The sequence below is a fragment of the Bacillus cereus group sp. Bc010 genome (assembly GCF_027716745.1).
Lineage (GTDB): Bacteria > Bacillota > Bacilli > Bacillales > Bacillaceae_G > Bacillus_A > Bacillus_A pacificus.
The window spans coordinates 1-24,136 of record NZ_JAQFUY010000019.1 but is presented as its reverse complement, the minus strand read 5'-3'; the positions used below and the strand labels follow the sequence as shown (position 1 = coordinate 24,136).

The following is a 24,136-nucleotide window of genomic DNA, read 5'->3' as shown; positions in this document are numbered from 1 at the left end:
ATCGCTTTACTTGTTCAAATTACTATTTGTAAATTTAGATACGGAAGACATCGCCTCTCCTGTATCTAAATATGTGATTTGAATTGGATCTCCCACTTCTGTAAACATAGCATATGGGAATTTCTTCACAGGTATCATAAATACTTTTTGTTCATTCTCTAACAGTACGTACACGATTGTATTTTCACCTGATTTTTCTTTATATACACGTTGTACAGTGCCTTCTTTTTGCGCCTCTTTTCCATTTGAAGTCGGTCTAAATGAATCTCCGCTTCCACTCAGCGCATTTTTATAATTCTCAAGCGCTTCTTTTTGCGTCGAACCTGTTGCAAATATTTTCGCATTAGAAGCATAGATAACAGTATGGGCACGTACTAATCCTCCGTCATCAATAACAGGTACAATCCAAGAAGGTTTACCGTACACGTTATAAATAACCGGCATCGTTCCATGCCACTTTTCTCTCTTAAAAGAATTATCCACGACTTCCGAAGCAGCCGAACCATCCATAATTCCCTTTACTTCTTTTCCGTTATAGTAATACAACTTACCTGTACGCGCATCGATAAGTGAATAACCTAGTGCAGAATCTACTCCCTCTTTCGGAGAAGTGAAATCAGTAAAGTAATATAATGTTCCATCCTTACCGAAAATCGGTGTAACTCCTTCTTTCGTTCCCCACTCAGTCGGGATCTTCATATCAGTTTGCGAGAATTTTGTATTCCAAAATCCGTGAATATATTTACCGAAGTACGTATTTAACGTAGATGCAGTCTCGTGATTTAATACGCCATCAACAAATTTAGGTGCCTTTCCTTTATCGTATCTTTTCACTTCGCCTGTTTGTGCATCTACTACTACAACGCCCTCTACCTCAAATCCAGATCTTCCTGAAATAAATTCACCGTACGTCATTGTATAATACGGTTTCCCTTTATCATCCACTTCAAATTTAGGTTTTCCTTTAAAGATTAAATTTGGTTCTGCTTGCCTTACCACACGCTCTAAATTATTTCCGAAAAACATGCTTGGCACGTATTTCATTTTATAACCAAGGTGCAGTTTCGCTTCTGCATCAGGATTCGTACCTGACATCGTGACGTATCCTGGAATTGTCTCAGCTTTACGTGCTTTAAAAAACCCTGAAACTTCAATCGGTGCTACATATAAAGCCTCGCCATTTACCATTTGTGGCGTTAATTCTCCTAGCTCAAAATAAGCTACTTTCGGAATATCCCCAAATACTTTTTTCATCTTATTCTCCGCTGTCTTTGGCGGCACTGTAAATGGCTGATCATTTTCAGTAAATGGCTCTGAAATCTCTTTCTCTACCTTTACAACAGAATCATATTTCTTTTGCGAGATTACTATATCGTGCAAATAACCAAAGTAGCCATAACTTGCAAGTAAAACAAGCATTAGAAGTCCTTTTAACGTACCTTCTAATTTACCTATTTGATCTTGGGAAAATAAAACAAGCCCAATTAAAATCGCTACTGCAACAGAATAATGAGTAAGAATTGAATCTGCTCGATCATCAATTAGCCAAAAATATTCATAGATTGCAATACCTATCCAAAATAAAACTGGAATAACTAAAATAGATGATTTCTTACCCTTTACAACCTTCTCATCCCCTTTCTTATCCACTGCTCGAAGTTTACTACCGCTTCTTCTTGTCCATGGAATCAAAAACAAAGTGAGAATAGCTAAAATTAAAAATTTCATCAAAGGCAATGTCCCCTTTTCTTTTGTCTTCCTCTTTAGTATAACAAATAAAGGTTATTCAGGTAAAAATGGGAATCGTTATATTTTTTTACTACTTAATACAACTCCGCTCACTACATATAAGATAGATGCAATATAAAAAATCGTGCCGATCGTAAAGAAATCTACTAAATATCCTGTTGCAATAATTGCTACTGCCCCTCCAATCGATGTCCACACATGATATTTTCCAATCTCATAACCAGCATTTTCTTGTACAACTTTTCGTGCTAACGAAGTCTTCTCCGTATTACGCTGCACAGCCCCTAAAATACCCATTAAAATTTGAAGAATGTATACATGCCATACTTCTGTTGCAATAGGAAAACAAAGCATTAATATCGCCATGGACCAGGCGTATATAATTAATAACTTTCTATCACCTACTCTATCAGAGATTCTTCCAACTAACGGATATACTAGAGCTGAAGTTAAGGCAAATAAGCCATATGCCCAGCCAAACTGTGAGAAGCTATTTCCAACATTCCGAAGCAATAGAATGTAAAAAGGAAATACCATACTTCCAGCCATCATAATAATGCTTTGTGAAGCTACAAATCTTCTATATGTCATTTCGTATACTCCCTATAAAATAAATTCACAAATCTCTCTTTTGGATCCGCTTCTTTTTTCTTCTGAAGAAATTCTTCTATACGAGGATATGCTCTCCTTAACTGTTCTTTCGTTGGATAAGAATAATACGGTAAATAATAACTACCGTTATGCTTTAACGTAACATCAATCATCTTCTGAATAACATTCTCTGTTTTCTTTATCTCGTGTTCAGAACGCCCTTGATTAATTAAAAGAACCAGTGCAAACATATCATCTTTCGCATAGGATAAAACTGCATTTTCATTCTTTTCCACGTAACGAACCGTAATATTGAGCAAATTAAATTCTTCCTCATTTAATACGTTACGTAAATCATCTATGTATTCCGTGAAAGAATCTATAGGCACAAAATATTCTTGTAACACCTCTGTCCTATTTGGATTTTCATATTCCATAAAGGCACTATCTGACCTCATAACATTATTTCGCGTCTCATACTTTCCATCTGTACGTTCAAAATAACTTCTTTGTATATCCCAAAACGTATCTTTTCCCCAATCACTATAGCGTGATAATCCAAGTAAAAATTTAGGCGCTGCTATAATAGTTTCTTCTTTTAATTTACTATACTCCTCCCTCATATTTTGGTTTTGTGCCAATGTATAATCTGTCACATACATTTCTCTTAAAAATGAATTTGGAGCAACAGAAATACGAGCTAAGTGCATACGAACATTTTCATCTTTTTTCACTTTCTCTTTGAAATAAGACGTGTATTCTTTATAATCTAGCATTTTCGTGTGCGTTTCATATAATTCATCATTTGTTAACTTTAAGGTCACATCTAAAATGACACCAAATAGCCCGTAACCGCCAATGACATAAGGAAATAAATCCGCATTCTCTTCTCTACTTACATTACGCACCGTACCATCTGCCATTAACAATCTAAACGACTCTACTGTATCAATCAATGCTTCATGACGAATATCACGACCATGTACATTTACACTTAATGAACCACCAACCGTAAAAATATTTTGCGACTGCATCACCTGAACAGCAAGACCATATGGATTTACTTTCTTCTGAATGTCATTCCACGTGGCACCACTTTGAACTGTAATGCGCTTCTTCTCTGGATCAAATTCTAATATTTTATTATACCCTTTCATATCAAGCATCGTCCCATGCGGATAATATGTCTGCCCGCCCTGACTATGTTGCATACCAGCAATAGAAATCTTCTCCCCAGAAACATTCGCATCTTGCACTAATTTTATTAACGAGTGCTCATCCGTAGCACTTTCAACACGTTTTATTTTTGTCGGGAGTAACTTTCCTACATCACTCATAATCGGATGATTTAATTACTCCTTATATGTATTTACAGATGTCACAAGCAACACTGTATAAGCCATCATAACCACCGCTATCTTTCTTTTTTTCAAATGACACTCTCCTCTTCTACATCTTTTCCTCTTCATATTGTACCTATTTTCCTATGAATAAAGAATATAAAAAAGAGGGACCTTATTTTAGGTCCCTCCTCATCAAAACTGTTACTTTGCTGCTGGCAATTGTATTGGATCAAACTTTTCATACGACGTATATTTTGCGTTCGTAATAATGTGTGCTTTATCCTTGCCATTACTACTCATAATCATGTCTATCTTTGCTGATTCATATTTAAAATCTTTTGTAATGATATATTCTGCATCCACTTCTTCTATCTTCGCATTTTGTGCTTGTAACATTTTCTTCTGCGTTTCATCCATGCTAGTTAACATACTTTCTGTTTCTTGCCCTTTTAATGTAAATTTCAGTTTATATTTATCTCCGCTTTTCTCCATCTTCATTTTATCTAAAACTACTTCCGGTACTTCTAACTTATCTATAATATCTTGAGTTGCTTTCATTCCACCAGCGTTTAATTGCTCCTCTGGTACGGTTATAACTTCTCCCGTATTAGGGTTTTTTACCTCACCAGCAACTTTACCATCCACAGTATACACTACAACATCTGTACCGGAAATATTCATTTCAGAACGAGAATTCTTTGTCTTTGGCTCTAATTGCATCTTAGCCTTTAATATATCCATCTCTGTTCCCTCAGCTTTTACCCCTACACCATATGTCATCGTTACATGTTCTTCATTTTTAAAAGCTTCGTTCGTTTTCTTGAAAACATCCTTCGCCTTTAATTCCTTTTCTTTTTGAACTGATTCTTTTTTCGGCTCATCCGTCTTTGCTGTTTTCTCATTACTACACCCTACCCCTAGACTGATTGCAAGCACTAAACTTGAAATAAAAATAATTTTTTTCACACTGTCGCCCCCTTTCCCAAAATAATATCACCTCTCTTCCTATGAAATCTATATAAATTTTAATCTATATTCGCTATATAGCGACATGTTTAATGAAGACTTTAAATATGATATAAATAACAACAACTCATTTCAGGAGGTCATTATGAAAGCAATCATTTGCACACAGTATGGACCACCTAACGTTCTTCAGCTTCAAAATATAGAGAAACCTACCCCTAAGAAGAACGAAGTATTAGTTAAAATTCATGCAACAAGTGTATCGACTGGAGATTGTAGAATACGCGGATTTAATAGCCCTCTATTATTTTGGATTCCTATGCGGATCATATTAGGTTTTAGAAAACCGAGAAAGCCTATACTCGGTGTAGAGTTATCCGGCGAAATCGAAGAAATAGGAACAGATGTAACTCAATTTAAAAAAGGAGATCAAATTTTTGCATTAACAGAGCTTAATGTCGGTGGTTATGCAGAATATACATGTGTACATGAAAGTGGATTAGTAGCATTAAAACCTACCAATGTAACGTATGAGGAAGCAGCAGTTATTCCCTTTGGCGCAACTTCGGCACTACACTTCCTAAGAAAGGCTCGTATAAAAAGGGGGCAACAAGTACTAATATATGGCGCATCTGGATCAGTAGGAACAGCTGCCGTACAACTTGCTAAATATTTTGGCGCAACCGTTACAGCTGTTTGTAGTCATTCAAATTTTGAACTCGTGCAATCTTTAGGAGCTGACAAAGTAATCGATTATACGAAAGAAGATTTTACTAAGCGAGGGGAATACTATGATGTTATATTTGATGCAGTTGGAAAATATAAAAAATCCTTTTGTAAACAAGTATTAACACCTAATGGAATATATGTATCTGTTAATGGAATGATGGCAAAGGTAAGTAAAGAGGATATGATTCTACTAAAAAAACTAACTGAAACAGAACATTTAAAACCTGTTATTGATAGAACTTACCGATTAGAAGAAATTGCTGAAGCTCATATGTATGTGGAAAAGGGACATAAGAAAGGTAACGTTTCGATTACCTTAAAATAAAATATATTCAGAAAATAATGTTGACAATTCTTTTTGTAAGATTTACTATTAGTACCATATCAAAAAACTACATACACATACTCTTATCAAGAGTGGCGGAGGGACTGGCCCGATGATGCCCGGCAACCGAGCTTATAACGTATAAGCTAAGGTGCTAATTCCTGCAAAACGAGTTTTCGTTTTGGAAGATAAGAGAGGAATCTATTTTGTCTATTCGGCACCTCTCTTATTTTTGAGAGGTGCTTTTTATTTTGGAACGTATATTTAAGGGGGAATTATAGATGAAGAAAGTATTATTAAGCATTGTAAGTGGGGCTGTATTATTATTAAGCGCATGTAGCGGGAGTTCAGATAAAGAAGTAAAAGCGTTAGATGAGAAAAAGATTACTGTCGGTGTAACAGGAGGGCCGCATGAACAAATTTTTGAAAAGGTAAAAGAAGTAGCAGCGAAAGACGGTCTCGAAATTGATATAAAAGTATTTAATGATTATGTAGCACCGAACGTATCCCTCGATGAAAAAAGCCTTGATGTAAATAGCTATCAAACAAAATCATATTTAGACGTATTTAAAGCGGAACGTAATATGAAATTAACCGAAGTATTTTCAACAGTAACATTCCCTATGGGCGTATATTCTAAAGACATAAAAGATGTAAAAGAATTAAAAGAGGGCGATGCAATTGCTGTACCGAATGACCCAACGAATGAACTTCGAGCTTTAAAACTATTTGAAAAAGCAGGAGTTTTAAAAGTGGATCCAAAAGCTACAGAAAAAGCGACTGCGAAAGATGTAATTGAAAATCCAAAAAATTTAAAGATTGTTGAATTAGAGGCATCTCAATTACCAACACAACTAAGTGAAGTAAAAGCAGCTGCAATTAATACAAACTTTGCATTAGGTGCAAAATTAAGCCCTGCAAAAGACTCTATCTTCCGCGAGGGAAAAGATTCACCATATGTGAACTGGGTCGTTGTTCGTACTGAAAATAAAGATGATGCTGTTATAAATAAACTAAAGAAAGCTTATCAATCTAAAGAAGTAAAAGAATTTATCGAGAAAAAATTTGATGGTTCTGTTTTACCGTCTTGGTAGGAGCTGACGATAATGATTGAATTGAAAAATGTATCCAAAGTATTTACAACAAAAAAAGGGAATGTGGAAGCTCTTAAGTCTACTTCCCTTCAAGTAAAAAAGGGTGAAGTATTTGGAATCATTGGATATAGTGGCGCTGGCAAAAGTACATTAATTCGATGTGTAAATTTATTAGAAAAACCAACGACAGGAAATATCATTGTAAACAGCCAAGACTTAACAACTTTATCAGCAAAGGAACTAGCAAAAGCGAGACAAAAAATCGGGATGATTTTTCAAGGATTCAATTTACTTAAAACTGTTACCGTTTATGAAAATATCGCATTACCGTTACGTCTTGCTGGCATTCCAAAAGTAGAAATTGAAAAAAGAGTAGAAAAGTATTTACGCATTGTCGATCTTTTTACTCGAAAGGATGCCTATCCAAGTGAACTTTCTGGTGGCCAGAAACAACGTGTTGCCATTGCACGTGCACTATCACATGAACCTGAAGTGTTATTAAGCGACGAAGCAACGAGTGCTTTAGATCCAGAAACAACTGATTCTATTCTTGACCTCTTATTAAAGATTAATGAAGAAATCGGGATCACAATTTTATTAATTACACATGAAATGAACGTTATCCAGCGTATATGTGACCGGGTTGCTGTTATGGAACATGGATCAGTAGTCGAAAGTGGGACTGTGAAGGATATATTCACAAGCCCACAACATATAACGACGAAAAAATTTGTAAATAGTGCATTTGCAGCAAAAATTCCAGAAGACGTACAAAAAGAACTTCAAACTACTGGTGAAATTGTAACTCTTTCTTTTATAGGAAATTCTTCAGGAGAACCAGCATTAGCTATCGCTACAAAACGTTTCCAAGTATATCCGAATATTTTATCCGGTAATATTACTCAATTAAAACATGAGGCATACGGGAAACTTGTCATTCATATGCAAGGGGAACAAAATGAAATCAACCGTGCTTTATCATTTTTACAAGAACAAGGAATCATCGTAGAAGGAGGTAGAACAGACCATGGAAAACAAGTCCTTTTTGGATGAATGGGGTAAAGTTATATGGGAGGCGACCATACAAACCTTTCAAATGACATCTATTTCATTACTCATCTCGATCCTTATTGCACTGCCACTTGGTGTCACACTTGTTTTAACGAGACCTGGTGGACAGCGAGAAAACAAAATCATTTATCCAATTCTTAATACAATTATTAATATCATTCGCTCTCTTCCATTTATCATTCTATTATTCTTCATTCTACCTTTTACAAAATTTCTAATGGGAACATCCATTGGTGTGCAAGGTGTTATCGTACCGCTTGTCGTCTTCACTGCTCCCTATATCGCAAGATTGATGGAGACCGCATTATTAGAAGTCGATCGTGGTGTGATTGAAGCTTACCAAGCGATGGGCGTTTCTACTATAAAAATTATTTGGCACGTCATGGTGAAAGAAGCTCGTCCCTCCCTTGTACTTGGATTAACAATTGCAACGATTGGCTTAATCGGCGCAACAGCAATGGCTGGTCTTGTCGGTGCTGGTGGACTAGGGGACTTAGCATATCGCTTCGGGCATTTACGCTATGAACCTGAAGTAATGTATGCAACTGTCTTTATTTTAATTATCCTCGTACAAGGATTGCAGTCTTTAGGGAATGGTGTTGCACGAAGATTGAAGAAAGATTAAAAAAGAAGGTATCTCACCAGTGTGAGATACCTTCTTTTTATCTTTTAAATCCACCTTCTGAATGAATAACTTGTCCCGTAATCCACTCTGCTTCTTCGCTTACTAAAAACTTAATGAGTCTTGCTGCATCCCTTGGTTCACCAATTCTGCCAAAAGGAAACATCGGCTTTAATCCTTGCTTTATCTCTTCAGTCATCCAGCCAGTATCGGTTGGACCTGGGTTAATTGCATTCACTGTTATTCCTAAATGAGCTACCTCGGCTGACAACGAATTAGTAAGAGCATCAATAGCTCCCTTCGTTGTTGCATACGCCAGTTCTCCAACCATAGGTCCTTGAAATTGCCCCGAAGTCATATTCACAATTCTACCACCAGATTTCTTATCAAATCCTCGGGCAAATTGACTACTTAACAATGTAGTCGCACGAACATTGACCATGTAGTGCTTATCTAATTCTTCAGCAGTCAAATTAGAGAAGTCATTATTCATAGAATACGCTGCATTATTAATTAATATATGAGGGTAACCTAGTTGTTCAGTAACTTTATTTATAAGCTCTTTCGGCGCATCATTCTGAGTTAAATCTAACTCCATGCTCGATACTTTCACACCGTTTTTTAGTAACTCTTCTTTTAATTGTATTTGTTCACTTTGATCAACGCCCCAAGGCATCTCTTTATCGTACGCTGTCCAATACGTAAAAAATATATCGTATCCTGCTCCAGCTAATTCTTTACAAATCGCTGCGCCTATACCATCTAGACGACTTACACCTGTAACGACTGCTATTTTATTTTTTAATTGATTCATCATATACTCCTCCAATTTAAAGGACGCATACTTTATATAAGAGATATGAATTTCCCTACACATTATCCTTACAAAAGGGATGTACAAGCCAAATATGCGGTCCTTGCATGATTTACAGATAGCTAAATAAACCCTCACTTACGAGAGAAAAATTTATCTATCTAGTTTCTACTCATTACAAGCTCATCCACATATTGAGTCCTTGTCTCCTTTCCGTATATCTCCAAATTTCATTTTAACATTAAAGATTTAATATTTCAAAAAATGAAATGATTACTCCTATTCATGAAGTATCATGTACTATAAAACGTAGTTAATAACGAATTTGCATTTAAGTGTATACATTTACTATTACCTATCCGTTGTATAAGTGTAGGGAGGAAAAATGATGAGAAAAGAAAATATATTGACCTCCTATCTTATCAATTTAGGGGAGGAAGTGTTCAAACTATTACTAGCGAAAGGGGCTATAAAAGAAGGCGCAGAAGACATCATCCAAAATACTTTCTATAAAGTATACACATTGCTAGATAGCTTAACCGAGGATAACATACGTCCATGGTTTTTCAGAGTCGCATTAAATGAATACATTGACTTAAAGAGAAAAAAAGAGCAACAGAACATCTATTTAACTGAAGAGATTTATTCAAAATTACAATATACAGACCGAGAACTGGATGCTGTTTTAAATAAAGATGAGATTTTCTATCTATATATAAAACCAGAGAAATAATAAGAAAAGAGCCTAAGTATAGGCTCTTTTCTTACTTACTCCAAATTTAAACTCTTAACGAACCACGAAATCCTCTAGCAGCATAGTATGAATCTGCTCCATTGTGGTACACAAAAACGTGTCCAAAGCGATAATCGCAAAATAGAGCTCCACCAAGCTCTCTAATATCTGAAGGCGTTTGTACCCAGCTTGATGATTTCATATCGAACTCCCCAAGTTGTTGCAACTGTCGATATTGTTCTTCTGTTAATAGTTCAATACCCATAGCAGTTGCCACATCAATAACGTTATTTTCCGGTTTATGCTTCTTTCTTGCTTCTAACGCTTCAAGATCATAACAAAGGCTTCTACGACCTTTAGGACTCTCCTTTGAGCAATCGCAGAAAATATACTCGTCCTTCTCTTCATCATAACCAACAACATCCGGCTCACCGCCTGTTACTTCCATTTCATTAAGTGACCATAATTTTTCAGCATTAGCTTCTATCTTCGCTTCAACTTTAGCCCATTCAAGACCTTCATGGCGGTTCATGTTTTTCTCAAAACGAGCTTGTAATGCTTTTAATAGTTCTTCACGTTGTTCTACAGATAACTCATTTTTATTCGCTATCATATTCGTCCTCCGAATTACGTTTCCTTATAATCATAATGGTTTGCATACAGTTTACAACAATCTGACCCGATTACACAACGAAAAATCCCTGTACGAATATCCATTATATAGTACGAAATCCCTCCATACTTTCCCCAAGAATATAATGTGAAAACCACATCAAGTTCTGTTTCATAATAGCTACATTCATTCCTGGCTGATCAGAACTATATGCCATTCCTTTAAATATCATTAATTCTGTATCAACTTCCATTTCTCTTAATCCTTCATATAGCTCATATGCATTTGTAATGGGAATTCTTACATCCTTTTCTCCGTGTTGAATTAACGTAGGCGTACAGGCTGATTTAATATATGTCATTGGTGATGTCTTCTTATATATCTCTGGGTCATTCCATGGATTATTTCCTAAATACATGCTAATAAAGTAAGGGATATCGGTATTTACATAATGGGTACTCCAGTTCGTAATTCCGCCTCCAACTGAAATAGCTTTAAATCTACTGCTAAATGTCGAACAGAAAGCTGATATATATCCTCCGTTACTCCATCCCATAGCTCCTACTCTATCTTTATCTACAATCCCTTGTTCAACTAGTGCATCCACTCCAGATATAACATCATCATAATCAGCAATTCCTTGTTTTCTATAGTTTGCTTTTAAAAACTCATTACCGTAACCAGAACTTCCTCTATAGTTTGGTTCTAAAACGATAAAGCCTTTTTCAACAAACTGTTCAATCGGATATTTCTCATTGAAGCAGTCTGAAAATATCGGAAAGGATGCCCAAGCCGGACCTCCATGAATTACTACTAATAAAGGATATTTTTTATTTGCGTCAAACTCTACTGGGATTGATAAAATACCCTCTATTTCAAGACCATCACTATTTTTCCACGAGATGATTTCCCTGTTACTTTTAAGCTTCCCGTCGAAAAAGCTATTTTCATTCGTTATTTTTTTATCATCCAAATAGATTTCAAAGGTTTCATTTGTTATAGCCTTACTATAGGTTATATGATTTCCATCCTTTGTTATAGAGGCATCCATTATAAAACCATCTACGTTGTCACTTAATACTTCCATAGTGCTATCTTCAGCTAGTAATCCAATACGATAATTCGTTTTATCCTGCCATCTAATTAAAATTCCTTTAGCTGTCCACTGTAATGGCATAACCGTACTATCAAAGTTTGTTAAGGGCTGAATTACCTCTCCAGTATGCATATCATATATCTCTAATGTACTCTCTTGTATATGGTTTCTATAATACTCCTTCTCTCTTATGCTTGCTGCGTAGCACATTTTACTGCCCTCAGGAGAAAAGCAAACGCTCCCGCCCAACAACCTATCTACATTCATCTTTTGTAGTTCCTCAGCTTCAACATCTAATATATATAGATCACCATTCATATGATCGTTTAGGCTTGGTGTAGCCATACATACAACCTTTTTCCCATCATTTGAAATATCAAAGTCATGGATATAAAAATCCTTACCATCCGTTAATTGATAAACACCGTTACTCTCTCGTTCCTCTTTATCATTTTGTATCACTTTTTCTATTTCAATGTAGCATAAACAATTATTCTGATGTTCCTTACCTACATGTTGAAAATCTCCATATAGCTCCTTACGTTTCTTTATTTCCTCACATTCTTTTGACTGTGTAATATAATAAAAACCTTTACCGGTAGGATCCCATTTGAATGTACTGATCCCTTCTTCCTCATTAGTAATTTGTACCCCACCGTAACCATCTAATGACTTAACGAAGATTTGACTTTTCCCATTACCAACAGGGCTAAGGTATGCAATATCCCTAGAATTTGGAGACCATAATGGGCATGTACTATCTATATCCCCATTTGTTAATGGATAACTTTGCCCTTTACCTTTTTCATATATCCATACATGATTTCTATATGTATTGTCTTTCCAGTTAGCTGTCCTCTTAACAAATGCTACATTTTTGCCATCATCGCTTATATTGGTACTTGATAAGGTTGGTAATGAAATAATCTCTTCTATACTTAAATATGTTTTTTCACTCACTTTCATCAATATGCCCCCTTGTAATGTCCATAAATCTCTCGTCTCTTTTTGTCATAATAAAGGAAGTTGTTTACGGATACTTAAAATATTAACGAAAAATTCAGATAAATAAAACCAAATCTGATAAAGTGAAAATTTAATCTATAGGGTTCTATCCACTTACCAATTTTCGATGTTCTTTTTCGGCATAAAAATACCCCTTTAGATAACATATCTAAAGGGGTACAGATTCGTATATATATTTTAAAGCTATATATATTTAAAATAGATTTGTACTGTTTTGAAGAAGCTACATTTAATATTAAACAACAACAAAGAAAGGATTGATTCCTTAATTTACAGGAAATCTTCTTTTTCTTTGTTGTATTTTTCTTAGGCATACAAAATTCTCCTTTTATTGGTACTAGCCCTCAGACCCTAGCCAGCACTTTCACCTAAAAACGAAGTAATTACTCCGGTTAAATAAATTGAATATTCCGTTTATTTTTTATCAACTTTTTATCATTGCGTTTACATTAAATGTAATTTAACATTTAATTTGAAAAGGAAAATAATTCAAAAAAAGGTATTGAATGGAATGACAAACTTTAAAAAAATATTATCTGGGGTTACAGCAACCGCTTGTGCATTTTCTGTAGTATCTTTTTTTCCTTCAATATCACAAGCAAGTGAAGTTGAAAAAAATGTAAAAGAAACAGTAAATGCAGATGTTACTAATTTTTCTACACCACTTTACGAAAGCGCTTTAAATAAAGGTAATGATGGTGACATTCAATATGTCAATCCTAACCCTGGTGGTGGAGATGGCTATAATCAATACGTAAGTAATAGAACTGTTAGAAATTCAGCAAATGAGAGAAGTTTACTTATAGGTTTATACTCATTAGCTGGCGGATTTTGGTTAGGTTTAGGGGCGTCTATTATAGGTTATTTAAATGGTAATCAAACCTGGGATTATGCTGTAAAAACTCTATATAGACATAATAATGGTAGCTATAAAGTTTCAACATTATTATATAAAAATGGTCAAGTTGTAGCATCTGGTAAATCTAAGATATTAAGTTATAAAGAATTAGGCAAATGGTATTATTAATTAAAAAAGAAGGCTGAATTCAGCCTTCTTTTTTTTGGATTTTTGCTATTAACATAAGTGTACCACCGAATAAAATTAATGGTACTGCAATTTTCCAATCAAGTTGTTGTTTTATAAAAAACATTGAAATTAATAATGGTGAAAAAGCTATTAATAATCCAACATAGTGTAGTAGTTTGAAATTTCTCTTCAAGTATTATACCTCCTTTCGAATTATACAATTGATATCTCACCTCTTTAAATAATCAGAAATTTATAGTAGGTTTTTCAGAAAACCCTAACTCGGCAATTTGCATAACTGATGTATATAAAACTTGGCTAATGTAAGACTCAGGTAAATCTTTAATTCTAGAATAATATGAAAGCTTCCACCCTTGAGCTATTGCTCTTTGTCCATGGCCCTCACATGAAGTTATCACAGAATTTTGAGCATGTATCCTAGTAACTTCACCTGCTTGATACCTTTGTGTACTATTAGCAACTGCTCTATAAATAATTCCATATATTTGTGACACAGAAAAATGTTCTAGTAGATGTTCAAACACCCTAATTGTTTTTTCCCCTGGATTAAATGAGTAACCAACCTTTTCCATTTGATATAGCAGATATTGTAGGCATTCATTTAAAGCAATTTTCTTCCACATGTTGAAACAAAATTCTTTGTAATTTTCAGCTGAATCTAGACTTGGATACATTAGTCTTTTTATCATTTCATCGTAATCCAAATCATATGGTTCGATATTAATTCTATAGTTAACGTTATAAATTCCGTAAGCAATTTCAAAAGTATCATCTTCTTTATAAGTCACATCAAAAGCATTTATATCAGATATCACGTGTGGAACTAAGATTTTTCTACCTGTTAACGTTTTAATGATTTCTATTTCAAATTCTTCAATTGGAGCTAATTTACTTATCACTTCATTTAAAGGTTCTATATATCTAGTATCTTCCGACAATGAACTCCTTAAAATTACAGCTAAATATAGTCTGTCTTCTAAGCTTAATTCAATCTCTGCTTTTAAAGCCCATTTTTTCTCATCATAAACACTAGATATTGTTGCTTTTTTTCTTTCAATTTCTTCTAACCGAGCCTTTTCCCTAATTTCTTTACAATAGGTACAATAACAGTATTGAGAATCTTCATGTCCACACTTTATACAATACTTCTTATGTGAGTTTATGTATGTAGACCATGACTTAGATTCCCATGGTTGCACCATTACTGATCCACAATAGACACACTTTTCCTCTGTAGCTACAGGAGGAAATATTGAATATAGTTGAGATGCACTAATCTTAATCTCATACTCTTCTAAAATATTTGCAACTTTCTCTCCATCATAATATTTTTTCATAAGATCAATAATTTGTTCTTGAGATAAGTGTTCCAAGCGCTTATCAATACTAGAAAGTTCTAGTTTTTCTACTGTGATTTCCACTGCTCTCACTCCTTAAAAACAAAAAACATCCGTTCACTTATTTTAATTATAAGCGAACGGATGTTGAACTTCCATATTTAAACAACTTTATTATTCATTAACACTATATTTACTAACCTACTAATCTCCTACTCAACCGTAACAGACTTAGCTAAGTTACGTGGCTTATCAACGTCACACTCGCGGTGAAGTGCTGCGTAGTATGAGATAAGTTGTAATGGAATAACTGCTACTAGCGGTGCTAGCGCTTCGTGTACAGCTGGTAATACGAAGCTGTCACCTTCCATTTCTAAGCCTTTCATTGAGATGATACATGGGTTAGCTCCTCGTGCTACTACTTCTTTCACGTTACCACGAATTCCAAGGTTTACGTGCTCTTGTGTAGCAAGTGCGATAACTGGTGTACCATTTTCGATTAAAGCGATTGTACCGTGTTTTAATTCTCCTCCAGCAAATCCTTCTGCTTGGATGTAAGAGATTTCTTTTAGCTTTAACGCACCTTCTAATCCTACGTAGAAGTCTACGCTACGTCCGATGAAGAAGCAGTTACGCGTTGTTGCTAAAAATTGTTTTGCTAATGCGTCCATTTCTTCTTTTTGATCACAAAGTTGTACCATTGCATTTGCTACAAGTCCTAGTTCGTGTGTTAAGTCAAAACCAAGAACTTCACCTTTTGCTTTAGCAATATCTGCAGCTAAAATTGAAAGTACTGCAAGCTGTGCTGTGTAAGCTTTCGTTGATGCAACTGCGATTTCTGGTCCCGCGTATAACGGAAGTGTATAATCCGCTTCACGAGAAAGTGTAGAACCAGGTACGTTTGTAATCGTTAATGCTTTATGACCCATTTCATTTGTTTGTACAAGTACTGCACGGCTATCAGCTGTTTCACCACTTTGTGAAATGTAAATGAAGAATGGTCTTTCTGTTAATAATGGCATGTTATAAGAGAATTCACTTGCTACATGCACTTCAACTGGCATTTTTGCAAATTTCTCGATAAATTGTTTTCCAACAAGACCTGCATGATAACTTGTTCCACATGCAATGATATAAATACGATCGCTATCTAAAATCGCATTGCGGATGTCTTGATCTAATTCAATCTCGCCATTTTCATCTTGATACTTTTGAATTATATTACGGATAACAAGTGGTTGCTCATCGATTTCTTTAAGCATGAAATGAGGGTATGTTCCTTTTTCAATATCACTTGCGTCTAATTCCGCTGTAAACGGTGCACGTTCAATCGTTTCACCTTGTAAGTTTTTAATTGTAATACTTTCTTTCGTTACAATTACAATTTCTTTATCCATTAATTCAATAAATTGATCTGTAACTTGTAACATCGCCATAGCGTCGCTCGCCACAACATTAAAGTTGTCACCAACACCTACTAATAGCGGGCTTTTGTTTTTAGCAACATAAATCATGTTTGGATTTTCAGCATCAAGTAATCCGATTGCATAAGAGCCATGTAAAAGAGATAGCGTATTACGGAACGCTTCTTCTACACTTAGTCCTGTGCTCACTTGTTGTTCCATAAGCTGTACGATAACCTCTGTATCCGTTTCACTTACGAACGTTACATCTTGTAAATATTCCTTCTTCACTAACTCATAGTTTTCAATTACACCGTTATGAACTAGTGTAAAACGCTTTGATGTACTTTGATGCGGATGCGCGTTTACTTTGCTCGGAACACCATGTGTAGCCCAGCGTGTGTGACCGATTCCCACGCTTGTTGCTACGTTCTCATCTACGATTTCGCGAAGTTTTGCAATACGGCCTTTTTCTTTGTATACAACAACACCGTTCTCTGCTTGTACTGCAATACCTGCTGAATCATATCCACGATATTCTAGCTTTTCTAAACCTTTTAATAAAATTTCCTTTGCATCTTGCTCTCCAATAAATCCTACGATTCCACACATGTTTAGTCGCCGTTACAAATGCTTACACTGCTCTGCGAACATGTAACGACATAGTCCGATACCATTTTTATTTATACTAAAAAACGGATTACATATTGCTAGCCCTGTAAGCTTGTAACGGCTTTCACCTTCCTCTCGATTGGGTTTAAGTCCGTATATACTTATACAGCTAGTTTGTATCCGTTCCTTTTCTCTCATCACACTTTCACCTTTGTCCACTAAGTCACCTTAATGATTTAAGTAAAAGCTTGCGGTTGTGATGAACAACCGGGAGCCATCCGCCGAAATCTCGATAAACCCCACCTCGTCAACTACACTACTTGTAGTTCTGGCGCTTCTATAATTTACAATATTTCCTTTGAGAAAAAGAACAAGACCATCTTATAACAAACATGGATAAACCGTCAATGAAAATTTTTTCACCATCTATAAAACATATGAAAAAGGAGCACTTATTGTGCTCCTTTTCAATAAATTTATTAAATTATTCAGCGCCAACTTCCGCTTTCACAACTTCTACAATGCGATGTACATATGCATTACAAACTTCTTGTGTTGGTGCTTCTGCCATTACACGAATAAGTGGTTCTGTTCCAGATGGACGAACAAGAATGCGGCCATCACCGTTCATTTCTTCCTCTACAACACGAATAATTTCTTTAATTTTTTCGTTTTCTAGTGCTAGTTTTTTATCTGTTACACGAACGTTTACTAGTAATTGCGGGAATTTTGTCATTTCTCCTGCAAGCTCAGATAATGGTTTTTTCGTCATTTTCATAATGTTTACAAGTTGAAGTGCACTTAACATTCCATCACCAGTTGTAATGTAATCAAGTAAGATAATATGTCCTGATTGTTCTCCACCTAAGTTGTAACCTCCGCGCTTCATTTCTTCCATTACGTAGCGATCACCAACTGCTGTTTTATCACTTGTAATACCGTTAGCTTCAAGTGCTTTGTAGAAACCTAAGTTACTCATAACTGTTGAAACAACTGTATTGTGCTTTAGTTGACCAGTTTCTTTCATGTACTTTGCACAAATAAACATAATTTGATCGCCATCAACGATGTTTCCTTTTTCATCTACAGCGATTAAACGGTCACCATCACCATCGAAAGCAAGACCAATATCAGCACCTTTTTCTTTTACTAATTCAGCTAATACTTCTGGATGCGTAGAACCTACTCCATCGTTAATGTTCATACCATTTGGTGAAGTTCCCATTGTTGAAATATCAGCTTCTAAATCAGCAAATAAGTACGGAGCTAAAGAAGATGTAGCACCATGCGCACAATCTAAAGCGATATGCAAACCTGAGAAATCTTCCTCTACAGTTTGTTTAATGTATTGTAAATACTTTTGTCCACCTTCAAAATAATCACTCACTTGCCCAAGGTTCGTACCTGTTGGACGTGGTAATTCATCCACTTCTTTGTCTAATAAAGCTTCGATTTCTGCTTCTTGCTCATCTGTTAATTTAAAACCGTCTGAACCGAAGAATTTAATTCCGTTATCTTGTACTGGATTATGAGATGCAGAAATCATAACACCAGCTTGTGCATCTAACGCTTTCGTTAAATAAGCAACACCTGGTGTAGAAATAACACCAAGACGCATTACTTCTGCTCCAGTTGATAATAGACCTGCTACTAAAGCTCCTTCTAACATATGTCCTGATATACGTGTATCACGGCCGATAATTACTTTTGGACGGTCTGTATCTTTTGTTAATACATAACCACCAAAACGTCCAATTTTGAACGCTAATTCAGGTGTTAACTCCTGATTCGCAACCCCGCGTACTCCATCTGTACCAAAATATTTACCCATTATGATTCGCTCCTTTTTCTGGCTCTTTTTGATTATCTACTGTTGGCTCTTGGCTAGTTTCTTTATCTTTATTTTGTTCCGGTTCCTTCTCCTTTTCCTTTTCTGGATCAGGCTTAGATTCAGGTTCAGGATTTTTTGGTTTTTCAGTTTGATTATCTTTATTATTATTTGAATTTGGTTGCTCACCGTTACCCTGTACTTCTTTATCAGGATTTTCTTTCTTCACAATTGTGACTTTAGCACTTTTTTGTTTTGGCTCTATTGAAATATTACCAGGGCCACTCACTTGAATAGCAACATCCTTCGTCCCAGGAGACACATTTTGTAGATTAATCACTGCTGTTATTTGAGCAGCTGTTATTTTATCTACTATACTTGTTTCTCCTGAAATATCAACGCTTATCTTCCCATCTTGCGGCGAAAGTAACTGGGCCGTAACGTCTTTAGAAAGTCCATTTTTTTGAATTGATATACCATCAATCGTTCTTGTTTTCGTTTGTTTTGTTTTTTGTACGCCTACTGAAACCTTTACTTGATTTGGCTTCGCACTTGTTACACCCTTTGGTAATAAAACAGAGGTATCGAATGTTGTAGACTCTGTCAATTGACTAAGATCTACTTCGACCCCCTCTATCGATTGTATATTATCCAATATATCTTTTGGACCTGCTATCGTTACTTCTCTAGGCTCAACGCTAACATTTGTAACGGCCAATCCTTCCGGTAAACTCCCCTTTTTCGCATATGTTATAGGAACAGTTTTTTCAGTATTATTGGCCGTAGCTTGCGTCGCCACATTCAACGTTACACTAATTTTAGATGGACTTGTTCTTACATTTAAACGTTTGCCTTCTTTATTGTATAATGTCACTTCGGGTGTTTTTGTAACAGTTTTATTAACACCTTTTAAATCAACATACGCCTTAGCAGATGAAATACTTTCAATTTCTTCTTTCGTCCCAACTACCTCAACCGTATCAGGTTTAATGTTTGATTTTTCGAGCGTAGCACCAGCTGACATCTGATCCTCATTTGATAATTTCAAGTCTACATGAACATATTTTCTCGCTTTTTCATGAAGAGTAATTTTAATTGTTGATGGCTGAACTGTTCCTTTCACATCATCTGGAAGTCCATTCGTTTTCAAAGAAACTTCATACGTTCCTTTTTCGCTACCTCTCAAATCAACTGGTATATCAAATTGTTTTTTCGCTTTTGCCGTAGCAACTGCTGCCTTTGGACCCTCTAACTTCACCTTAACGCCCTCTGCCGGAATACCACTTACAATATATTTCTCTTCATCATACTTAACGTTAATAGCATAATTAGTTAATGTTTCTTTCGCATCATTTGCAAAAGGTAGTATCCCCGATGTCGTATTTTTTTCAGTTAAAGTCGCTGACATAAAAAGCATACACGCCAATAGTAATGAGATCCCCTTTAAAAACCAATGATTCTCCATTAACTTATCCATGACGCTTTCTCCTCCAATTCCATAAAGACGAAGAAGTCGTTTTTTCGTTCGCACTAAATTCAGCTAACAACATATCTTTCAGTTGTTCTGTCTTCAAATCACGATGCAACTTACCATTTTTCGTTAAAGAAATTTGGCCTGTTTCTTCCGACACAACTACTGTAATGCTATCAGTAACTTCACTAACTCCCATTGCAGCGCGATGCCTAGTTCCTAACTCCTTAGAGATAAATGGACTTTCTGATAACGGAAGATAGCAAGCTGCTGCTTTAATGGTACTTCCTTGCATAATTACTGCTCCATCGTGAAGAGGTGTGTTTGGAATGAAAATATTAATGAGTAATTCCGATGATACGTTTGCATTTAGCGGAATACCCGTTTCTACATAATCACCCATACCGGTCTCTTTTGACAAGGTAATTAATGCACCAATTCTACGTTTTCCCATATATTCCGTTGCTTTCGCTATCGCTGTTGCAACCATTTCAGGCTCATCATCCTCATGAGTTCCAGTACGCGAAAATAAACTCCCGCGTCCTAGCTGCTCAAGCGCTCTTCGCAATTCTGGCTGGAAAATAATAATAACGGCTAAAAATCCCCACGTTAATACTTGTTCAGTTAGCCAATATAGCGTTCGCAATCCAAGGAAAATACTGATCATCCGAACGACAATAATAACTGTAATCCCTTTTAAAAGTTGAACAGCTTTCGTCCCTCGGATTATGAGAATTAGCTTATATATAATAAACCATACAACGGCAATATCTAATGCCGTACTAAGATATTTCAAAATGGTCGTATCTTCAAAAGGCATGCTAACCCTTCCTCCTACTTACGAGCAATTCTATCCATATATTGAAATATTGTTTTATGCTCTATCTGTATGTATTTCCAACAACTAGTTAATTATACCATACATGAAACAAACGACAATTACAAACAACCCCCTTTAGTCTAAATTGGTAAGATGTCAAACATTCTTATCGTACAGTATAATATAAATCATTATTATACGCCTATTTTCAAATAAAAAAAGCAACTTCTCAGTTGCTTTTCTTACATTTATTTTAGTTTTTCACCGAATAAAGAACCCATTAAAGCAACCGCTGTTGTTGCCGTTCTATTTCGCTCATCTAAAATCGTATTTACCTCAACAAACTCGGCAGATGTAACAATATCAGCTTCCGCTAACATCTCCATTGCTAAATGACTTTCACGATAAGATAAGCCACCAATTACAGGTGTTCCAACTCCTGGTGCATCATGAGGATCAAGACCATCTAAATCTAATGATAAATGCACACCATCAGTATGAGATAAATACGCGATTGTTTCTTCCATAACAGCCGTCATACCCATACGATCAATCTCGTGCATTGAAAATACTTTAATACCTTCATTTCGAATAAAGTCTTTTTCTCCTTCATCTAATGCACGTGCACCGATAATTACAACATTCTCTTTTTTCACCTTTGGATATGCCCCGTATAAATCTACAAGCGCCGGATGTCCATACCCTAAACTTGCTGCAAGTGACATACCGTGAATATTTCCAGATGGTGAAGTTTCTTCTGTATTTAAATCGCCATGTGCATCATACCAAATAACACCTGGGTTTTTATAATGTTTCGCAACACCAGCTAATGTACCAATAGCGATACTATGATCGCCACCTAATACAAGTGGAAAACGCCCTTCTTCTATAATATGATCCACCTTACTTGCTAATTCGTTACATACAGTTGCAACTTGTGTAAGGTTTCTTAAGCTTGTATTTACATCTACTTCTTTTTCTCTCTCTATACATATATCTCCCATATCTTTAACGTCATATCCAATTTCTTCAATTCTTTCAATTACACCTGCATAACGGATTGCGCTCGGCCCCATATCAACTCCACGACGCATCTGGCCTAAATCCATTGGAACTCCAATAACTGAAATTTCTTTTTTCATAGATAGTATCCCCCTTTTGTGCCTTCACTAAATATTTTAAATCTTTTATATAGTCTGACTCAACTCGACATTTTTCTGTATGGATATACAAATTATTCACTTATATCCGCTTCAAAATCCGAATGTTAAGACTATTCTATGTATAAAGTTAACTTAATGAAACAACTACTATCATTATTATTAGATAATAATAAAAAACACTCCCGCATTTAGAAGTGTTTTTCTGATGCTATTTTCCACACTGCTGCAATATTCTTTGCTGTCATTTCAATATTCTCTTCTGCTACTTTATATGCCTCCTCTAATGTCATCGGACTTGTTGTAATACTAAATACTGCATCAATTCCTTTTTCATGAACAGCCGAGTAATTCGGAGATACTGATCCCCCAATCGCAATGACAGGAATATGAAAAAGCTTTGCACGCTCCGCAACACCTACTGGGGCCTTTCCATATGCTGTTTGTTCATCTATTCTCCCTTCGCCAGTTATAATTAAATCTGCACCTTCTATATGCTTATCAAAATTTGTATAATCTAATACAATTTCAATTCCCCTCCGCAAGCTTCCTTTCAGCACTGCAATAACAGCTGCTCCCATACCTCCTGCAGCTCCTGCACCAGGTATTTTAGATACGTCGCAAAATAGGTATTGTTTAAGGATATGCGCATAATGCTTTAAATTCTCATCCAGCTCTTTCATCATCTCTTCATCCGCACCCTTTTGTCGCCCAAATACGAAAGATGCTCCTCTTATTCCAACTAACAGATTATCTACATCACATGCTGCTTCTATCTTTATATGCTTTAAGCGTGAATCCATTTGTGAAAAATCAATAGAGACAATCGAATGTAACGTTCCACCAGACGGCTCTATTACTTCTCCTTTTCCATTTATAAACCTGACTCCTAAAGCTGACAACATACCCGCTCCTCCATCATTTGTAGCACTTCCTCCCAGTCCTAAAATGATATGCTCAGCTCCTTCGTCTAGCGCATGTAGTATAAGTTCTCCTGTTCCTTTCGTCGTCGTAATAAGTGGGTTTCGCTTTTTAGCTGGAACGTGTTGTAAGCCTGATGCTGCTGCCATTTCAATAAACGCTGTCTTTTTATCTTTAGACATACCGTAAAAGGCTTGTACGCTCTCTCTAAGCGGTCCTGTCACATGAAATGATATAATCCTCCCGCTTGTAGCATCAACAAGGGAATCAACCATTCCTTCCCCTCCGTCTCCAATTGGTATTTTTACATACTCTGCTTTAGGAAAAATTGCTCCAAAACCTCTTTCAATAGCTTCACATACTTCTATAGCTTTTAAGCTTTCTTTATATGAATCAGATGCAATAACAACTTTCATAATTATCCCCATCCTTTATTTTCACGTTTTCTCCATTTTAAATGACAAGTATGAAAGTTGTCTTTTTAAACACAAAAAAAGCTTACATCATATGATGTAAGCTTTCTCTATTAGATGGAGCCTAGCGGGATCGAACCGCTGACCTCCTGCGTGCAAGGCAGGCGCTCTCCCAGCTGAGCTAAGGCCCCTTAGTAATTAAGCGGAAGACGGGATTCGAACCCGCGACCCCAACCTTGGCAAGGTTGTATTCTACCACTGAACTACTTCCGCGAAAATGGTGAGCCATGAAGGACTCGAACCTTCGACCCTCTGATTAAAAGTCAGATGCTCTACCAACTGAGCTAATGG

Annotated in this window: 21 protein-coding genes, 2 tRNA genes, 1 pseudogene and 1 riboswitch; of the genes and pseudogenes, 6 read left to right on the top strand and 18 right to left on the bottom strand. The window is 35.9% G+C overall.

Translation table 11 applies throughout. The features are described 5' to 3' along the window. Window positions 1-6 precede the first annotated feature (6 nt). From PDQ68_RS19100 to PDQ68_RS19085, 4 genes are all read right to left on the bottom strand, one after another. A complete protein-coding gene (locus PDQ68_RS19100; protein ID WP_061183022.1) occupies window positions 7-1,728 on the bottom strand; it encodes a DUF3981 domain-containing protein in 1,722 nt (573 codons plus the stop codon). Window positions 1,729-1,806: 78 nt separating this feature from the next. Beyond that, window positions 1,807-2,340, bottom strand: coding sequence for an MFS transporter (locus PDQ68_RS19095; protein ID WP_000222369.1), 534 nt, complete (start codon window positions 2,338-2,340; stop codon window positions 1,807-1,809). Then, on the bottom strand, window positions 2,337-3,680 hold the full coding sequence (locus tag PDQ68_RS19090; RefSeq protein ID WP_235590129.1) for an FAD-binding oxidoreductase: 1,344 nt from the start codon (window positions 3,678-3,680) through the stop codon (window positions 2,337-2,339). The genes PDQ68_RS19095 and PDQ68_RS19090 overlap by 4 nt, the downstream gene beginning before the upstream one ends. Window positions 3,681-3,884: 204 nt before the next feature. Beyond that, window positions 3,885-4,649, bottom strand: coding sequence for a DUF6612 family protein (locus tag PDQ68_RS19085; protein ID WP_016716263.1), 765 nt, complete (start codon window positions 4,647-4,649; stop codon window positions 3,885-3,887). 145 nt (window positions 4,650-4,794) lie between these two features. Here PDQ68_RS19085 and PDQ68_RS19080 point away from each other — a divergent pair, with 145 nt between their 5' ends. From PDQ68_RS19080 to PDQ68_RS19065, 4 genes are all read left to right on the top strand, one after another. Beyond that, window positions 4,795-5,703 (top strand): NAD(P)-dependent alcohol dehydrogenase, encoded by a 909-nt coding sequence (locus PDQ68_RS19080; protein WP_061183021.1) that lies wholly within the window; start codon window positions 4,795-4,797, stop codon window positions 5,701-5,703. Window positions 5,704-5,783: 80 nt separating this feature from the next. Further along, window positions 5,784-5,898, top strand: a riboswitch (SAM riboswitch). A gap of 86 nt (window positions 5,899-5,984) precedes the next feature. After that, entirely contained in the window at window positions 5,985-6,797 is an 813-nt protein-coding gene (locus PDQ68_RS19075) for a MetQ/NlpA family ABC transporter substrate-binding protein (RefSeq protein WP_061183020.1), read from the top strand. Window positions 6,798-6,809: 12 nt separating this feature from the next. Beyond that, window positions 6,810-7,850 (top strand): methionine ABC transporter ATP-binding protein, encoded by a 1,041-nt coding sequence (locus PDQ68_RS19070; protein ID WP_061183019.1) that lies wholly within the window; start codon window positions 6,810-6,812, stop codon window positions 7,848-7,850. Then, window positions 7,825-8,493, top strand: coding sequence for a methionine ABC transporter permease (locus PDQ68_RS19065; protein ID WP_016716259.1), 669 nt, complete (start codon window positions 7,825-7,827; stop codon window positions 8,491-8,493). The genes PDQ68_RS19070 and PDQ68_RS19065 overlap by 26 nt, the downstream gene beginning before the upstream one ends. Window positions 8,494-8,530: 37 nt before the next feature. Here the strand turns inward: PDQ68_RS19065 and PDQ68_RS19060 are convergent, their stop codons facing one another. Continuing rightward, a complete protein-coding gene (locus tag PDQ68_RS19060; RefSeq protein ID WP_061183018.1) occupies window positions 8,531-9,307 on the bottom strand; it encodes an SDR family oxidoreductase in 777 nt (258 codons plus the stop codon). 385 nt (window positions 9,308-9,692) lie between these two features. Here PDQ68_RS19060 and PDQ68_RS19055 point away from each other — a divergent pair. After that, window positions 9,693-10,016: pseudogene (locus PDQ68_RS19055) on the top strand (sigma factor); the annotation flags it as partial. 67 nt (window positions 10,017-10,083) lie between these two features. Here the strand turns inward: PDQ68_RS19055 and PDQ68_RS19050 are convergent. Continuing rightward, the gene (locus PDQ68_RS19050) at window positions 10,084-10,650 is read right to left on the bottom strand and encodes a DUF4256 domain-containing protein (protein ID WP_061183016.1); all 567 of its coding nucleotides are present in this window, start codon (window positions 10,648-10,650) and stop codon (window positions 10,084-10,086) included. Between the two features lie 103 nt (window positions 10,651-10,753). Beyond that, the gene (locus PDQ68_RS19045; protein ID WP_016716255.1) at window positions 10,754-12,712 is read right to left on the bottom strand and encodes a S9 family peptidase; all 1,959 of its coding nucleotides are present in this window, start codon (window positions 12,710-12,712) and stop codon (window positions 10,754-10,756) included. Window positions 12,713-13,283: 571 nt separating this feature from the next. Here PDQ68_RS19045 and PDQ68_RS19040 point away from each other — a divergent pair. Then, complete coding sequence (locus tag PDQ68_RS19040) at window positions 13,284-13,799, top strand: hypothetical protein (protein ID WP_016716254.1); 516 nt, start codon at window positions 13,284-13,286, stop codon at window positions 13,797-13,799. A gap of 19 nt (window positions 13,800-13,818) precedes the next feature. Here the strand turns inward: PDQ68_RS19040 and PDQ68_RS19035 are convergent, their stop codons facing one another. The 11 genes from PDQ68_RS19035 to PDQ68_RS18985 all read right to left on the bottom strand — a co-directional run bounded on the left by PDQ68_RS19035 (window position 13,819) and on the right by PDQ68_RS18985 (window position 24,058). Further along, entirely contained in the window at window positions 13,819-13,992 is a 174-nt protein-coding gene (locus PDQ68_RS19035) for a hypothetical protein (protein WP_016716253.1), read from the bottom strand. A gap of 52 nt (window positions 13,993-14,044) precedes the next feature. Then, complete coding sequence (locus tag PDQ68_RS19030) at window positions 14,045-15,241, bottom strand: hypothetical protein (protein WP_080444105.1); 1,197 nt, start codon at window positions 15,239-15,241, stop codon at window positions 14,045-14,047. Between the two features lie 128 nt (window positions 15,242-15,369). After that, the gene (gene glmS, locus PDQ68_RS19025; protein ID WP_000334168.1) at window positions 15,370-17,172 is read right to left on the bottom strand and encodes a glutamine--fructose-6-phosphate transaminase (isomerizing); all 1,803 of its coding nucleotides are present in this window, start codon (window positions 17,170-17,172) and stop codon (window positions 15,370-15,372) included. A 12-nt stretch (window positions 17,173-17,184) separates the two neighbouring features. Beyond that, window positions 17,185-17,370, bottom strand: coding sequence for a hypothetical protein (locus tag PDQ68_RS19020; RefSeq protein WP_001208183.1), 186 nt, complete (start codon window positions 17,368-17,370; stop codon window positions 17,185-17,187). Window positions 17,371-17,656: 286 nt separating this feature from the next. Further along, window positions 17,657-19,003 (bottom strand): phosphoglucosamine mutase, encoded by a 1,347-nt coding sequence (gene glmM / locus PDQ68_RS19015; protein ID WP_061183015.1) that lies wholly within the window; start codon window positions 19,001-19,003, stop codon window positions 17,657-17,659. Beyond that, window positions 18,996-20,477 (bottom strand): CdaR family protein, encoded by a 1,482-nt coding sequence (locus tag PDQ68_RS19010; protein WP_061183014.1) that lies wholly within the window; start codon window positions 20,475-20,477, stop codon window positions 18,996-18,998. The genes glmM and PDQ68_RS19010 overlap by 8 nt, the downstream gene beginning before the upstream one ends. Further along, a complete protein-coding gene (cdaA, locus tag PDQ68_RS19005; protein WP_001115703.1) occupies window positions 20,470-21,291 on the bottom strand; it encodes a diadenylate cyclase CdaA in 822 nt (273 codons plus the stop codon). The genes PDQ68_RS19010 and cdaA overlap by 8 nt, the downstream gene beginning before the upstream one ends. Window positions 21,292-21,539: 248 nt before the next feature. Next, the gene (gene rocF, locus PDQ68_RS19000; RefSeq protein ID WP_270786916.1) at window positions 21,540-22,433 is read right to left on the bottom strand and encodes an arginase; all 894 of its coding nucleotides are present in this window, start codon (window positions 22,431-22,433) and stop codon (window positions 21,540-21,542) included. Between the two features lie 209 nt (window positions 22,434-22,642). Further along, on the bottom strand, window positions 22,643-23,788 hold the full coding sequence (locus PDQ68_RS18995) for a glycerate kinase (protein WP_270786915.1): 1,146 nt from the start codon (window positions 23,786-23,788) through the stop codon (window positions 22,643-22,645). A 115-nt stretch (window positions 23,789-23,903) separates the two neighbouring features. Beyond that, window positions 23,904-23,976 (bottom strand) — tRNA-Ala (locus PDQ68_RS18990). A 10-nt stretch (window positions 23,977-23,986) separates the two neighbouring features. Further along, window positions 23,987-24,058: transfer RNA gene (locus tag PDQ68_RS18985), tRNA-Gly, on the bottom strand. Window positions 24,059-24,136 lie beyond the last annotated feature (78 nt).

Bases quoted from the DNA above. Each gene is read 5' to 3' on its own strand.
- PDQ68_RS19080 (WP_061183021.1), top strand. From the start codon at position 4,795: ATGAAAGCAATCATTTGCACACAGTATGGACCACCTAACGTTCTTCAG.
- PDQ68_RS19075 (WP_061183020.1), top strand. From the start codon at position 5,985: ATGAAGAAAGTATTATTAAGCATTGTAAGTGGGGCTGTATTATTATTA.
- PDQ68_RS19050 (WP_061183016.1), bottom strand. From the start codon at position 10,650: ATGATAGCGAATAAAAATGAGTTATCTGTAGAACAACGTGAAGAACTA.
- PDQ68_RS19100 (WP_061183022.1), bottom strand. From the start codon at position 1,728: ATGAAATTTTTAATTTTAGCTATTCTCACTTTGTTTTTGATTCCATGG.
- PDQ68_RS19040 (WP_016716254.1), top strand. From the start codon at position 13,284: ATGACAAACTTTAAAAAAATATTATCTGGGGTTACAGCAACCGCTTGT.
- cdaA (WP_001115703.1), bottom strand. From the start codon at position 21,291: ATGCCTTTTGAAGATACGACCATTTTGAAATATCTTAGTACGGCATTA.
- glmS (WP_000334168.1), bottom strand. From the start codon at position 17,172: ATGTGTGGAATCGTAGGATTTATTGGAGAGCAAGATGCAAAGGAAATT.
- PDQ68_RS19070 (WP_061183019.1), top strand. From the start codon at position 6,810: ATGATTGAATTGAAAAATGTATCCAAAGTATTTACAACAAAAAAAGGG.
- PDQ68_RS19045 (WP_016716255.1), bottom strand. From the start codon at position 12,712: ATGAAAGTGAGTGAAAAAACATATTTAAGTATAGAAGAGATTATTTCA.
- PDQ68_RS19010 (WP_061183014.1), bottom strand. From the start codon at position 20,477: ATGGATAAGTTAATGGAGAATCATTGGTTTTTAAAGGGGATCTCATTA.
- PDQ68_RS19095 (WP_000222369.1), bottom strand. From the start codon at position 2,340: ATGACATATAGAAGATTTGTAGCTTCACAAAGCATTATTATGATGGCT.
- PDQ68_RS19020 (WP_001208183.1), bottom strand. From the start codon at position 17,370: ATGAGAGAAAAGGAACGGATACAAACTAGCTGTATAAGTATATACGGA.
- PDQ68_RS18995 (WP_270786915.1), bottom strand. From the start codon at position 23,788: ATGAAAGTTGTTATTGCATCTGATTCATATAAAGAAAGCTTAAAAGCT.
- glmM (WP_061183015.1), bottom strand. From the start codon at position 19,003: ATGGGTAAATATTTTGGTACAGATGGAGTACGCGGGGTTGCGAATCAG.
- PDQ68_RS19060 (WP_061183018.1), bottom strand. From the start codon at position 9,307: ATGATGAATCAATTAAAAAATAAAATAGCAGTCGTTACAGGTGTAAGT.
- PDQ68_RS19065 (WP_016716259.1), top strand. From the start codon at position 7,825: ATGGAAAACAAGTCCTTTTTGGATGAATGGGGTAAAGTTATATGGGAG.
- rocF (WP_270786916.1), bottom strand. From the start codon at position 22,433: ATGAAAAAAGAAATTTCAGTTATTGGAGTTCCAATGGATTTAGGCCAG.